14 protein-coding genes are annotated in these 14436 nt (G+C 56.0%); 6 read left to right on the top strand and 8 right to left on the bottom strand.

Translation table 11 applies throughout. The features are described 5' to 3' along the window. Positions 1-7 precede the first annotated feature (7 nt). Positions 8-1243, top strand: a complete 1236-nt coding sequence (locus DXY37_RS06080; protein WP_115126006.1) for an HlyD family secretion protein — start codon at positions 8-10, stop codon at positions 1241-1243. Here the strand turns inward: DXY37_RS06080 and DXY37_RS06085 are convergent, their stop codons facing one another. After that, positions 1244-1789, bottom strand: a complete 546-nt coding sequence (locus DXY37_RS06085; protein WP_115125816.1) for an ecotin family protein — start codon at positions 1787-1789, stop codon at positions 1244-1246. A gap of 27 nt (positions 1790-1816) precedes the next feature. Here DXY37_RS06085 and queC point away from each other — a divergent pair, with 27 nt between their 5' ends. The 3 genes from queC to DXY37_RS06100 are packed head-to-tail and all read left to right on the top strand — an operon-like array spanning position 1817 to position 4634. Next, positions 1817-2497 carry a 7-cyano-7-deazaguanine synthase QueC gene (gene queC, locus DXY37_RS06090; protein WP_115126007.1) on the top strand — a complete coding sequence of 227 codons (681 nt, stop codon included), beginning with the start codon at positions 1817-1819 and terminating at the stop codon, positions 2495-2497. Continuing rightward, entirely contained in the window at positions 2494-3801 is a 1308-nt protein-coding gene (locus DXY37_RS06095) for an anthranilate synthase component I family protein (RefSeq protein ID WP_115126008.1), read from the top strand. The genes queC and DXY37_RS06095 overlap by 4 nt, the downstream gene beginning before the upstream one ends. Next, positions 3798-4634, top strand: coding sequence for an aminotransferase class IV (locus DXY37_RS06100; protein ID WP_115125817.1), 837 nt, complete (start codon positions 3798-3800; stop codon positions 4632-4634). The genes DXY37_RS06095 and DXY37_RS06100 overlap by 4 nt, the downstream gene beginning before the upstream one ends. Positions 4635-4648: 14 nt before the next feature. On the opposite strand, the gene DXY37_RS06105 is transcribed toward DXY37_RS06100, so the two are convergent. Continuing rightward, positions 4649-5470, bottom strand: a complete 822-nt coding sequence (locus DXY37_RS06105; RefSeq protein ID WP_115125818.1) for an HAD-IIB family hydrolase — start codon at positions 5468-5470, stop codon at positions 4649-4651. Beyond that, positions 5467-7197, bottom strand: a complete 1731-nt coding sequence (locus tag DXY37_RS06110; protein WP_115125819.1) for an alpha-amylase family glycosyl hydrolase — start codon at positions 7195-7197, stop codon at positions 5467-5469. Before DXY37_RS06110 ends, DXY37_RS06105 begins: the two co-directional genes overlap by 4 nt. A gap of 69 nt (positions 7198-7266) precedes the next feature. On the opposite strand from DXY37_RS06110, the gene DXY37_RS06115 reads away from it, so the two are divergent. Together DXY37_RS06115 and DXY37_RS06120 are read left to right on the top strand one after the other, a co-directional pair. Beyond that, the gene (locus DXY37_RS06115) at positions 7267-8562 is read left to right on the top strand and encodes a glycosyl transferase (protein WP_115126009.1); all 1296 of its coding nucleotides are present in this window, start codon (positions 7267-7269) and stop codon (positions 8560-8562) included. Between the two features lie 253 nt (positions 8563-8815). Beyond that, positions 8816-9025, top strand: a complete 210-nt coding sequence (locus DXY37_RS06120) for a DUF1830 domain-containing protein (RefSeq protein ID WP_371637923.1) — start codon at positions 8816-8818, stop codon at positions 9023-9025. Between the two features lie 28 nt (positions 9026-9053). On the opposite strand, the gene urtE is transcribed toward DXY37_RS06120, so the two are convergent. From urtE to urtA, 5 genes are all read right to left on the bottom strand, one after another. Then, the gene (gene urtE, locus DXY37_RS06125; protein ID WP_115125820.1) at positions 9054-9764 is read right to left on the bottom strand and encodes an urea ABC transporter ATP-binding subunit UrtE; all 711 of its coding nucleotides are present in this window, start codon (positions 9762-9764) and stop codon (positions 9054-9056) included. Continuing rightward, a complete protein-coding gene (gene urtD / locus DXY37_RS06130; protein WP_115125821.1) occupies positions 9761-10534 on the bottom strand; it encodes an urea ABC transporter ATP-binding protein UrtD in 774 nt (257 codons plus the stop codon). The genes urtE and urtD overlap by 4 nt, the downstream gene beginning before the upstream one ends. After that, positions 10531-11658 carry an urea ABC transporter permease subunit UrtC gene (gene urtC / locus DXY37_RS06135; RefSeq protein WP_115125822.1) on the bottom strand — a complete coding sequence of 376 codons (1128 nt, stop codon included), beginning with the start codon at positions 11656-11658 and terminating at the stop codon, positions 10531-10533. The genes urtD and urtC overlap by 4 nt, the downstream gene beginning before the upstream one ends. Positions 11659-11661: 3 nt before the next feature. After that, positions 11662-12816 carry a branched-chain amino acid ABC transporter permease gene (locus tag DXY37_RS06140; RefSeq protein WP_115125823.1) on the bottom strand — a complete coding sequence of 385 codons (1155 nt, stop codon included), beginning with the start codon at positions 12814-12816 and terminating at the stop codon, positions 11662-11664. Positions 12817-12917: 101 nt separating this feature from the next. After that, a complete protein-coding gene (gene urtA, locus DXY37_RS06145) occupies positions 12918-14222 on the bottom strand; it encodes an urea ABC transporter substrate-binding protein (protein ID WP_115125824.1) in 1305 nt (434 codons plus the stop codon). Positions 14223-14436: the final 214 nt, after the last annotated feature.

Raw genomic sequence — 14436 nt, forward strand, 5'->3', positions numbered from 1 at the left:
GATGACCATGGATCCCAACGGCAACGACAAGAACACCGCCGCAGGCAAATTGGTCAAACAAGCCCGCTCCGCGCTCGAGAGTCGGATCACAACGATCTCCGATCAGGACAACGTCCTGCAACAGAGCAACTTCTGGATGAAGGCGGTCACCTGGAGCCTAATCGGCACCACTGTGATCGGCATCGGCTGGCTAGCGATTGCACGAACCGAGGAAGTGGTGGTGGCCACGGGAAAACTTGAACCCATCGGCAACGTCAAGAACGTGCGCTTACCGCCTGGAGGTGTCGTCGAAGCCATTTTGGTGAACAACGGCCAACGGGTGAGCAAAGGACAAGCTCTCATTCGTCTTGATCAGGAAAGCAGCTCAGAGCAGCTCAAATCACTCACCAAAGGCGTGGAAGAAAAGTCCACTCAAATCAGGCAAAAGCAGCAGCAACTTGTGCTAAAAAAGCTTGAACGTGAACGCCTAAATGAACTCAATCGCGAGCAAGTTGCCAGTACTCGAATTAATCTCAAACTCCATCATGACATCCTCAGTCGCTTTGCAAGTCTGACCGCGGAGGGCGGGGTGAAAAAAATTGAGTATTTACAACAACGCAACAAAGTGCAGGAGCTCAAGGGTCAGCTCACCAAACAGGAACTAGACGGTCGCCGACAGATCAACCTGATCGACCAACAAATTGAACAGATCAATGCCGAATTAGCTGGTCTCCGGAGCGAACGAGCTCAGCTCAATGCAAACCTCACTGAAGTACGGGTAACCAACAAGAACCAGACTTTGCGAGCACCTGTCGATGGAATCGTCTTCGACCTCAAGCTCAATAACCCTGGCTTCATCTCTCAGTCGATGTCGTCGGAAGTGATGTTGAAGGTGGTGCCTTTCAACACCTTGGAGGCCGATGTGATGATCCCAAGTAAAAAGATCGGCTTCGTGCGAGTGGGTCAACCAGTCGACATCAGCATCGACTCATTCCCCGCGAGCGACTTCGGTGTGCTGGAAGGAACAGTTCAATCTGTTGGATCGGACGCTTTGCCACCTGACCCACAGCAGATGCGTCAGGAATACACCTACCCGGCAGTTATCAAGCTGGCAAGTCAGCAACTGAGGCTAAGCAGCGGCAAGCAGTTACCTCTTCAGGTGGGCATGTCACTCACAGCAAATATCAAGCTGCGCAGCGTCAGCTACCTACAGCTGTTGCTAAACACCTTCCAGAGCAAGACTGATTCACTCAGGCAACTGTGATTAAAGCTTCACAGCGTTCTGCTGAAGGGTCTCGGCTTTCCAAATCCGCCAACGCATTTGGACGTTCTCGGGCAGGTCCACAACTATCGGCCAGGAAGCGTTGTACGGAACCAAATAGGGCTGGTTGCCCAGCGGCAGGAAAGTCGTTCGGGTGGGCTGATCATCAGGGCACGCCATCTTGGTGCTGATCACAGCAACGGGTCCCTTCACTTCGAACAAGGCCTTACCGGATGCCTTGGGCAGCATGCGCATGGTCATACCAGAGCCTGAAAGGCGCTTGGTGTTGCAATCGAGCCTGACCGTCTGGCCCACGATCAACTGAATCCGCCAGTCGATTGGATGTGCGGAGATCAGTGGATCTGTGCTCTTGGGAAGCAAACCCGAGGGCTGAATCACCCAACGCTTGAGGCCGGGGGCTGGCTCCGGATAACCGGTCAGATTCAAACGAGGAATCGCAACACCAGGCAGCGCAGCCAAAGCGGAGAGCGACAGAGCAGCTCCAAGGCAGGCGATCGGCTTCAACAACTGATGCGGAGGCTTCGTCATCAGCCCAAGGGCAACAGAATGCTCAGCATGACCGATTTCACCGCGATTGCCCTCTTATCAGGCGGACTAGATTCCGCAACAGCGGCAGCTCTGGCAACGGAAGCGGGCGGGCGAGTGATCGGGCTCTCCTTCGATTACGGCCAGCGCCATCGACGTGAACTGCAGGCAGCCAATACCATCGCCGAAGCTCTGAACCTGGCCGAGCACCACACCATCAGCGTGAACCTGGCCAGTTGGGGGGGGTCGTCGCTGACGGATCAGCAACAGGCATTACCAACCCATGGGGTGCAGGAGGGAGTTATCCCCAACACCTATGTGCCTGGAAGGAACACGGTGTTCATCAGCATCGGCCTCAGCCTGGCTGAGGCCCGCAGCGCAGACCGCATCGTTCTTGGAGTGAATGCCGTGGACTACTCGGGGTATCCCGATTGCCGGCCCGACTATCTGGAGGCTTTCCAGACCCTTGCCAACCTCAGCAGCAAGGTGGGCCGGGAAGGACATGGCCCCCGGCTCTGGGCACCACTGGTGACATGGAGCAAGCAACGGATCGTGGAGGAAGCCATGCGTCTGGGTGTGCCGATCGAGTCGACCTGGAGCTGCTACAGCGGTGGGAGCAAACCGTGCAGCGTATGCGACAGCTGTCGCATTCGTGATGCTGCCCTGCGCGATGCCGGCCGCCCCGATCTATGCAGCAGCGAAAGCCGATGACCCTGTTGCGAAGCCGTCTGCCCTGGCTAGAGCCAGTCTTGGTCGCTGAAAACCTGGCTCACCTTCACGGTGAGAACGGTCTGATCTGGCTCGATGGAGATGGCAGCGAACTTGGACGGCACATCACCCTGGCGGTTGATCCTCTGGAGCAGTACTGCTGCCGAGGGCTGCCGGGTGACCCGGGAGCGTCCAATCCCTTCACAACACTGCGACAACTCAAGGACGGCCACTGGACTGGATGGCTCAGCTACGACGCAGCCGCCTGGACGGAACCCGGCAACCCCTGGCGTCGCGATGTGATGGCAACCCTCTGGATCGCACGCCACGATCCTGTGCTGCGATTTGATCTCAAAGCCAGAGAGATCCATCTGGAAGGCATCGACCCCATACGCCACGCGGCCATGGCCAGGACCCTGGAGCGCCTGACACCAACCAAGATCACGTCATGGCAAGGAAAGACGCTTGGATGCAGCTGGCATCGGCACAGTGACCGCTCCACATACAAAGCCGGCGTCAGCAAAATCCGTGAGCTGATTTCCAGCGGCGATCTGTTCCAGGCCAACCTCACCAGCTGCGCAAGCAGCACGCTCAGGAACAACGTCAGCAATCTGGAGCTGTACGGACGGTTGCGCGATCAATGCCCCGCTCCCTTCAGCGGTCTCCTGGTTGGCAGCGGTGCTGCCACAGGTGAAGCGGTTCTCTCCACCTCCCCCGAACGCTTTCTGCAGGTGGAGGCCAGCGGAGCAGTCCAGACAAGACCGATCAAAGGAACCCGGCCGCGCCATGCCGACCCATGCATCGACGACGACCTAGCAGCAGACCTGGTGTGCAGCGCCAAAGATCGCGCCGAAAACGTGATGATCGTGGACCTGCTGCGCAACGACCTTGGTCGTGTCTGCCGGCCTGGATCGGTGCAGGTACCGGATCTTGTACGGCTGGAGAGCTACGCCCGGGTTCACCATCTCACCTCCGTTGTCACAGGCCAGCTACGTCCCAACGCCACCTGGGTGGATCTACTGGAGGCCAGCTGGCCAGGAGGTTCAATCACAGGAGCACCCAAACTGAGGGCCTGTCAACGGCTCCACGAACTGGAAGCTCAAGCCCGTGGCCCCTATTGCGGATCGATCCTCCACATCGACTGGAACGGCTGCTTCGACAGCAACATCCTGATCCGCACCCTGCTGCGTAAAGACACGCAGCTACGGCTCCATGCAGGCTGCGGAATTGTGGCTGACTCCGATCCGGAAGCAGAAGCAGACGAACTCGACTGGAAACTGCTGCCCTTGCTGGAGGCACTCAGATGACCTCAACAATCCTTGGCTGGCATAACGGCGAGTGGGGCAACGCCGATGCACTAGGCATGCCGCTCACGGATCGAGGTCTGCAGCTTGCAGATGGATTGTTCGAGACGGTCCTGATCCAAGACGGAAGTGCCCAGCTGCTGAGTGAACATCTGCAGCGCTGGCAGCGCAGCGCAGCACTGCTCGGGATGGCAGCTCCTCCCGCTCGCCCCTGGCTGGAGCAATTGGTTGGTGAAGCTATCAGCCGTACAGGCCTAAACACAACAGGAGCAGCAGGGGCGATGCGTCTCAACTGGAGCAGGGGAAGCATTGCGAGCCGTGGAATCGGCTTGCCAACAGCTGATCCGGATCCAAATCAGCACCGCTTCTGGCTCACCCTTCAACCCCATCAGCCCAATTTTCAACCCGCGCAGGCCTGGATCAGTGTTCAGGAACAACGCAACGCCAACAGTGTTCTGAGCCAATGCAAGACCCTCGCCTACGGCCAGGCGATTCAGGCCAGGCGAGAAGCGCAAGCACAGGGGTCAGAGCTGGCTCTGCTGCGCAACACAAGTGGTGATCTCTGCTGCGGCGACAGCGCCAACCTGCTGGTGAAACGACAAGGCGCCTGGATCACCCCACCGCTGAGCAGCGGTTGCCTGCCAGGTGTGATGCGAGCCAAAGCACTCCAACAAGAACTCGTGACAGCAACGCGCATTGGTCCAACACTGGAAGCCGACGACCAAGCGCTGCTGATCAACAGCCTGGGCTGCAGGTCCCTGGAACAGGTCGATGGAATGGAGCTGCATCCCTCTGCAGAAGCAAAGTTGCTGTGGCAGCAGCTGCTTCTTGGCTGAGGCAGAACAGGCTTTCAACTAAAGAATGTGTTGTTGTCTTGCAACCCTGGAATCCACTTCAACACTGCTGCCGACCAACCCTCGCCATGGGGTGCTGGCGCCAGTTGGTAACGCCCCTCAGCCACGCCGACCTTCAGCTCGGGGTGCGGTCCGGCTGCTCCTGGAACCACCACCGCACAGTCGCTGGCATCCAGCAGCGGCAGATCATTCGGCGAATCCCCCAGGGCCAGCACCTTCACATCCGGAACTCCCTGACGTTGTTTGAGGGTCTGCAATGCCTCGCCCTTGCTCACCCCGGCACCCAGCAGATGACCGAGACGATTGCCCTGCACCACTCCCAGCTGACGCATCTCAGCCAGCACCTGAAGACGATGCCGAGATTCAGGAAGCATCGGTGGGACGAAGGGAACGCTGCACTGACGGCGTTGTGCCATCTGCAGAGCCTCACCGCTGAGGCCTAAGAGCCGATCGGCATCCATGTCACTGAGATCATCGAGTGCCTGGAGCGGCTCCCCGAGCTCACGCTCCAGATCAGCAAGTTGCGGTCTGAGCTGTCTCCAAGATGGACCCAGGTCTTGGCGCCATAGCTCGCCGGCCGAGGATTCTCCATAGATGGCCCCACCGTTCTCGACGATGAACGGATCATGCAAACCCGCCAACTCGCGAAAGCGGAGCACCTCCTCAGCCGTCTTGCTCGTGCAGGGGATCACGGGAATGCCGTGACGCTGCAGGCAACAGATCGCGTCCTTCGCGGCTGACCAGTCGTAGTGATGATCCATCAGCGTGCCGTCGAGATCAGTCACAACCCACCAGTTGGAGTGTGGAGTCATCGTCATGCCTGCACCAGCCAGAGCACGGCATACGGCTCGAGTGCATGCCGCCTTCGCGGCGCAAACTGCTGATCAGTGAGGCGATCGACCCAGACCAGATCATCTCGTCCGCCCATAACGGTGGGATCAAACGTCAAACGTGAGGCTGTGAAGTTGTGCACAGCCACCAAACTGTGACCCTGATGGGAGCAACGCAGAACGACACGATCCACGCGATCGACACTGAGCACCTCCAAGACGCTGTCTGGATGCAGTGCAGGCAGCTCGGCACGCAGCGTGAGTGCATGGCGCAGCGCCATCAACACAGCGGTTGCATCGCTATCGGGATCATCAAGGCGACGCTCCAGCGCTGCTGCTTTGAATTGAGGACGATTGAGGTCCCGGCGATGACCACTTTGACGAAAGCGAGCCAGATCATTCGGACTGGCAAGCAAGGCTGGTAGATAAAAGGCAGGAATGCCTGGAAGCACCAACTTCAGCATTTCGGTGACCAGAAAACGCTGGCGCTGAAGATGAGCTGGATCGACACCAGCATCGGCCATGGCGCTCCACCAGCTGATGTTGATCTCATAGGGAACGTCACCCCCATCAGCGAGTCGACGGTGACTCACCAAGCCACCTCTGTGCTCACAAGCAATCAGCAAATTCAACAGACGCCGCTGGGGCATCAGACCCTCCAAAGGCCTCAACCCCACGCCGTCATGGCATGCCGTGAAGTTAAGCAATGCAGTGGAGTTTGGCAGTTGGGGCCAGCGCGAAAGCCAGCGGTTGAGCAGATCGGCAGACCCGCTCATGGCGGCCTCCATCAACAGAGGAGGAAGCGGGAAGTTGTAGGCGAGATGGGCTTCGCGACCACTGCGCAGGTAGGAGAGGTTCTCCTCCTCCGGAACATTGGTCTCCGTCACCACCACGCCACCACCAGAGCATGCGTAGGTGAGCAGATATCGCAGCACCTCAACCAGTCGATGGACTTGAGGGCGATGAATGCATGAGGTGTTCGGCTCCTTCCAGACGAAGCCAACGGCATCGAGTCGAATCCAGCGCACACCATGGGCGAGCTTCTGCTTCAACAAACGCGTGAAGCCAAGCAGAACCTCAGGACAACGCCAATCCAGATCAACCTGATCCGGTCCGAATGTGGTCCACACCTGACGCTGACCGACAGAGCTCTGCAGATGGGTGAACAGCGCTGAACTGCGCGGACGGACCACGTCGTCCCAGCAGGGATCAGGGGCAGCTTCCAGCACACACAAGCGACCAGGCTCCTCATCTCTCAAAAACTGCCGCACCCATGGGTGGGACGCAGAAACATGGTTGAGCACCAAATCGGCCATCAATCGGCGGCCCTCGGCCAACGCAGCGAGATCACTCCAGTCGCCATGCCGCTCCTCCAACTGCTCATGACTCGAAACGGCAAACCCCCCATCACTGGTGGACTCAAGAAACGGCAGCACATGAATCACAGATGCAAAAACCTGCAGATGGCGGTTCACAAAGCTGCGCAGCCCCTGCAATCCAGGTTTTGCATCATCAACGACAGAATCCGCATAGGTGATGAGCACGACATCGTCTCGATGCCAGCAGTGGTTCGCGTCTGCCGAATCGGCATGCGCTGAAGCCGGTCCGAGAATTTGCAGCAATTGCGACGACAACGCTTGGAGATCGCCGGAAGAATTATGCGGGTAGAGATCACTTAGCAGGGTTCGCAGCGTTTCATCGCGCGGAGGCTGCATCAGGTTCCACCAGAACGTCGTTCAGGTATGGAACAAGTTCTTCTCCTCTGTTGTCTCATCGAACACCGCATGGATTTTCAGCAAAGCCTGATCACCACGGTTCATGATTACAGCCTTGGCAATCTCGACGCCATCGACTTCGACCAGGAGCTTCGGCAAAGGCCCACCGCTTTGCTGATTCCGTGTCTGATGGAGGAATTCAAGCGTCCGGCCCTGAGCCTGATCCGCGACACCCTGTCAACGCTCACGGGACTTTCCTGTCTGGTGGTCGCCCTCTCCGCCGACAGCATTGAGGACGTCAATGCCGCAGAAGCCTTCTTTGCAAATATGCCTTTCCCAGTGCAAGTGCACTGGACCAACGGCCCAGGAGTGCATGAAGTGCTCTCCTCCATGGGCAGCCTGGGTCTGGATCTAACCGGCCCGCCCGGGAAAGGCTGGGCTGTCTGGCAAGGGCTCGGGGTGGCCTGCCAGCAAGCTGAGGTCATTGGCTTATTTGACGCAGACATCCGCACCTTTGGTTCTGGCTATCCGGAACGAATGCTGCGACCACTGCTCAACCCATCCCATGGCATGGCCTATGTGAAGGCCTTCTACAGCCGACTCTCGCTAGAAACCCAGGCCCTGCAGGGGCGCGCCACACGATTGTTCGTCGGCCCCTTACTGGCAAGCCTGGAACAGATTTTCGGAGCACTGCCCTACCTCCGCTACCTCCAGACCTTTCGTTATCCACTGGCAGGTGAGTTCGCCTTCACCCGCGATCTGGCGATGAACTTGCGGATCCCTTCCGACTGGGGACTGGAGATGGGACTGCTCTCAGAGGTGTATCGCCACGTGGCACCAAGCCGAATTACGCAGGTGGATCTGGGGTTGTTTGATCACAAGCACAAAAGCCTGGGGAACAAACCTGACGAAGGCCTGCAACGCATGGCCAGCGAAATCTTCTGCACCGTCCTGCGCAGCCTAATGGAACACGAAGGCTGCGTGATGTCGATGGATCAACTACCCACCCTGGAGGTTCTGTACCGGCGTGTCGGAGAAGACAGAGTGCGTCAATTCGGGCTCGACTCCGCCATTAACCGTCTTCCCTACGACCGTCATGGTGAAGAGCTTGCATTGCACAGATTTGCAGACCTGCTGCGCCCTAGCCTGAGCGGTCTGTTGGCCTCGCCGATCGCACATCAGCTGCCCAGCTGGTCGCGACTCAACAGCTGTAATCCATCCTTTGCCATGGACCTCGCACAAGCTGGCAGAGTCGGCCGCCAGTCATCGAGCTACACACCAACCGCTATCAGACTCAGACGTCCCAACCATTCACCAGCAAGACTCGAAGATCAGGCCAAAGCTTCAACAATCTCAGCAGCGTGAGGCTGAGCATGAAGCAAGGCCTTTCTTGCCAATCAGCGAACAAAAAAATGATGGGTGTTACTCAGCGAACTTCAGGCAATGTTGCAATAACTACCGAATCAAAGGATTTGGTATCAAGCCCGTAAAATTGAAATATTGCAGAGGCTGGTTTTGTGACGAATCAGACATTTGACCTGTCAGATTTTGACGACATTAGGGGAATGAGTTTTGCCACAAGATGATCGAATGCGTATACCGCAACAACACCAACAAGATGGTGATTGTGAAGTGCATTGGGGAATCACACTTTTACCTGGAAAAGGTTGTCATGCCAAAAGAGATGTTCTGGTTTGAAGCCCCACAAGAGGCTCGACTGGAACTCTGGCTGATGTCGCCACAAGGTCAGATGTTGGATGTGCGAGCGTATGCAGCCGACTACGCGATGGACAATGATCAAGTTCCCGAATCAGCCATGGCAAGTTAATTCAGGCGAATGCTATTGAACCTTTTGATCAAACACTGAGAAACTGATCAACGACTGCTTGACTCAGCTCTTGCGTTGGGCCGCTGGCAACAATGCCACCACGTTGCATCGCGTAATAACGATCTGCCTGGCGAACAAAGTGCAAATGCTGTTCCACAAGCAAAACACTGATTCCAGCCTGGGAAATAATCTGTTGCACTGCAGATTCGATATCAAGAACGATATTGGGCTGAATCCCTTCGGTGGGTTCATCCAATAGGAGCAATTTGGGTTTTCCAAGCAGCGCGCGTGCAATCGCCAATTGCTGTTGCTGACCACCACTGAGGTCTCCGCCCTTGCGAGGCAGGAAATCCTTCAGGATCGGGAACAAGTCATAAACGAAAGGATCAATCGCTCGTTGGCGGCCAAGACCTCCCGGCAACGCCTCCATACCGAGCATGAGGTTCTCCTCAACTGTGAGCTGCGGAATGATTTCGCGTCCCTGAGGCACATAACCCAAACCAGCACGCGCCCGCTGATGCGGAGCCTGTCGATCGAGGGGGATACCGTTGAAAACGATCTCACCGCGACGTGGTCGAAGTAAGCCAATCAGAGATTTGAGCAAGGTCGTTTTGCCGACCCCGTTGCGTCCAATCAGACAGACCATCTCACCAGCCTTCACGGTTAGATCGACATCGCGAAGAATGTGACTCTCCCCGTAGTAGGTGTTCAGACCGCGCATTTCCAAAAGCGTTGTCATCCGTTGTCCTCCTCTGTGGTTCCGAGGTAAACCTCAATCACACTTGGATCGGCCTGAACCTGATCCATCGTTCCTTCACAAAGCACATGCCCCTGGTGCAGCACCGTCACTGGGCTCTCCAAACGACGAATGAATTCCATGTCGTGCTCGATCACCAGCACGGTGTGATCCCCAGCTAATGACTTGAGCAAATCTGCGGTGAGATCAGTCTCCTCATCAGTCAGACCAGCAACCGGTTCATCCACCAGCAACAGATCGGGGTCCTGGCCAACAAGCATGGCAATCTCGAGCCACTGCTTCTGACCATGCGACAACGAACCGGCAGCCCAGTCAGCTCGGTTCTGCAGGTTGACGATGCTCATCAAGTGATGCACCTGATCCCTCTGGCTGGCATTCAGGCCACCGACCAGCAGCGACCAGGGCTGCTTCGGCTGATTCACAGCCAGCACAAGGTTGTCCTGAACGCTCAAGTGTTCAAACACCCTTGGACTCTGGAACTTGCGACCGATGCCCATGCGAGCAATGCGGTGCTCTGGACGTCCCAGCAATGAACAACCTTTGAAAACAACATCGCCTTCCGTTGGTGCCGTCTTGCCCGTAATCACATCAAGGAATGTGGTCTTGCCGGCGCCATTGGGGCCGATCACCGCCCGAAGTTCGCCAGGAGTGAGGCTGAGGTTGAGGTCTCTCAGAGCCAGAAAACCATCAAAGCTGACGGTGATCTGCTGCAGCTCCAACAGAGCTTCAACTCCTGTTGAGAGCATGGTCATGGCTGCACCTCCTCCTGACCATCCAGTTCAAGTCTTGGATACGTCGCACTAGGGCGAGAGAGTCCTAGACGATTCAAAAGATTGCCTGGTCCATCCCCTCGGAACCAACCAATCACCCCTTCCGGGAGTGCGGTCACAACAAGGATGAACAAACCACCCTGAATGAAGAGCCAACTCTCAGGCATCGCCTCACTGACGAGACTCTTGGCGAAATTAATCACCACAGCTCCGAGAATCGCCCCCACCAGAGTTCCGCGACCTCCGACCGCAACCCAAATGACCATGTCAATCGACATGGGCACTTCCATGAACTGCGGCGACGCACTTCCCGACTGAACGGTGTAGAGAGCGCCACCTATGCCAGCCAATGCACCAGCGAGTCCGAACACAAACGTCTTGAACAACGTTGGGTTGTAGCCGGCAAAGCGCAATCGCGGTTCATCATCGCGGATCGCGATCAACACATCACCAAAACGGCCACGTACAACCCAACGCAACAAGGCCCAGATCAGAATCACTACCACGGCGGTGACCCAGAAGAACCATCGCTGCATCAAATCGGAGCCGACGTATTGGCCAAACAATTTCGTGGCCGGAGTTTGCAAGCCGTTCGTGCCGTTGATCAGCTTCTGCTGGCCATTGAAAAGGTTGTAAAAAACAAGCAACGCTGCCTGGGTGAGGATCGAAAAGTAGACACCTTTGATCCGATTACGGAACACAAGGCCACCCAGCACAGCGGCAAGAATCCCGGGAATCAACCAGATCGCCATCAGCGCGAACCAAGGTGAGGCGAAGGGGTGCCAGAAAAATGGCAGCTCCTTGACGCCATAAAGACCAAAAAACTCGGGGATGCCGTTGGGCAGATCACCTGCGTTGCTGAGCTGGAGATACATCGCGGCGGCATAGCCACCGAGCGCAAAAAAGATTCCCTGACCAAGGCTGAGCAGACCGGTAAAACCCCAGATCAGATCGATCCCGAGAGCGACGATCGACAGAGACAGAAATCGTCCCAGCAAATTGAGCCTGAACACAGGCAAGACAGCCGGCGCTGCCACGATCACGGCGATGGTCAGCACCCAAAAGCAGACGATCGTCCAGCGACGCTGAGAAAAGGATGGCAACATCGATCAGACCTCCACCATGCGTCCCTTCTGCGGGAAAAGGCCGGCAGGACGGAACTGAAGGAACACCACAATCAAGGCGAAAATCATCACCTGGGCCATGCTCGTTGTGGCAAAAAAGGTCACCAACTGCTCCAGCGGTGCCGGCATCTCGGGCCAAACCGTGAGCAAGCGACCTGCACCGATCAGATCAGTCAGCAAACCGATTGAAAAGGAAGCAAAGACCGTGCCAAGGAGGTTTCCGACCCCGCCCAGCACAACAACCATGAAACAACCCACGATGTAAGACGTCCCGACATTGGGACCAACCGACCCCAGCAGAGACACGGCCACACCAGCCACGCCAGCGAGGCCGGATCCAATACCAAAGGTGAGCACGTCAACGGTGTCGGTGGGAATGCCGAGACAATCACTCATCGATCGGTTCTGAGTGACGGCACGGATGCGCATTCCCCAGACACTGCGATTCAAAAACAAGCTGACGCAGACCACCGCGAGAACAGTCATCACGATGATCACCAATCGAGGGACAGGAAAAGTCAGATCCATCCACTCAAGTCCGCCACGCATCCACTGCGGAGCCGTGACATCCACATTGCGTGCATCCGCTCGAGCTATGCGGTTGATCTGTGAAGCCAGAACTCCTGCAAGACAAACCCCAAAACAGGCAGACACAAGCCAAGATCCAAAACGGATCAAACGCGCACGCTTCGCGTTAAACCACTGAGCGGGAAGCACCAATGGCAAACCAAATCCGCTCACCAGAGCGAGGACCAATCCGGCGGCATAAGCCATCGGCACACTGCGCACAAACTGCTGCAAAATCAAACTGACTCCCCAGGTGGCCAGCAATGTTTCCAGAGGGCTGCCGTAAAGACGACGAATGACGGTTCGCTCTAAAAGAATGCCGACGACACCACTGACGACAAAGGCGAGAGGGATCGCAACCAACACATAGACGTTGTAGTAGGGCTGCATTGCAGGCAGCTTGAAAATGAGCTGCACCACATAGGTCGTATAGGCCCCGAGCATGATCAACTCTCCATGGGCGAGATTGATCACGCCCATCAGGCCAAACACAATCGCCAATCCAAGTGCTGCCATCAGCAGGACCGAACCGATGGCGACACCATTGAACAGGCTTTCAAAAAGCAGTTGCACGGAAGTCGGGACTGAAACAGTCGGTGGAACAACAAAAGGAGGAGTCCCATGAGGAACTCCTCCGAAGACCAATCAGCAATCAGTCGAGGTATGAAGCTGAATCAGAGCTTGTACTTACCACCCTTAGAAGAATCGGTGTGGTCACAGGCATAGCCACTGGAATCAGGGTGGATCTGATTCCACGCCTGTGGTGACACAGGGCCATTGGTCTCTTCAAGGATCGCGAACTGGCCATCTTTGGTGATTTGACCAATCCGAACCGTCTGAGAAAGGTGATGGTTTGGCATCACCTTCACAGGACCCTGAGGTGCATCGAACTCGATACCAATCAGTGCTTTGCGCACTTTGTCGTCGTCAAAGCTATTGGCTTTTTCGACAGCAGCTTTCCAGAGATACACCATGTTGTATGCCGACTCTTGCGGGTCAGCAACCATGCGATCAGCGCCGTACTTGGCCTTGAAGTCCGCAGCAAACTTCTTGGAAGCAGGGGTATCAATCGACATCATGTAGTTCCATGCGCCGTAGTGACCCTCAAGAAATTCAGGTCCAATCGTGCTGATTTCTTCTTCAGCGATGGAATAACTCATCACGTAATAACCATTGGCCGGCGTGATTCCAGCGTCTTGAATCTGCTTGAAGAAAGCGACATTCTGGTCGCCATTAAGGGTGTTGATGATGACACCACCATCAGGCAGAGCTTTTTTGATCTTGGCAATGATTGGAGCCACCTCTGTATTCCCTAGAGGCAGATAGTCCTCGCCGACAACCTTGCCACCAAGCTGCTCAACCTGAGCCTTGGTGATCGTGTTGGACGTACGGGGGAACACATAGTCCGATCCGACCAGGAAAAAGTCCTTGCCTGCAGCAGGCGACTTCTCATACATGAATTTGGTGGCCGGCTCCGATTGTTGATTCGGGGTTGCGCCGGTGTAGAAGATGTTGCTTGAACACTCCTGGCCTTCGTACTGAATCGGGTAATAGAGGAAGGCATTCTTCGACTCATAGACCGGCAGCATTTCCTTCCGGCTGGCTGAAGTCCAGCCACCAAAAACAACTGGCACCTTGTCTTGGTCGATCAGCTTCTTCGACTTCTCAGCGAAGGTCGGCCATGTGGAAGCACCATCTTCGACGATGGTTTCAATGGTGTATTGCTTGCCATCAACCTCAACGCCACCTGCGGCGTTGATTTCTGCAATGGCCATCTTCTCAGTATCAACGAGGGTCTTCTCCGAGATGGCCATGGTGCCTGTCAGAGAATGAAGAATGCCAACAGTGACTGTGCAATTGCCTTCGTCATCACAGGTGGCGTTGGTGGCCTGACCGCCACCTGCACATGCTGTGACGCCGAGGCCTAGAGAGGCAGCAGCCAAGCCAGAAAACAACCGCTTGGACAAAGAATTACTCATGAAATCCTCAATTCAGGATGCTCGCCGAATGGCGGAAGTGACTGAGTAAGACTGATTCAAAATCAGTTTTGTATTAACGAGAACATAATGACATTAAGGCTCTTAAACAGTGTCTAAGTAAAGTAACTATTGCGACAAATGTGCATCAAGCAAGTGATGGGCTCGCAGCTACATACGTCGAACATTAGTTTTGTATCAAAGACAGCAAAAGTAA

Origin of the sequence: Synechococcus sp. GEYO (genome assembly GCF_900473955.1) — a bacterium.
Classification (GTDB): Bacteria; Cyanobacteriota; Cyanobacteriia; order PCC-6307; family Cyanobiaceae; genus Synechococcus_C.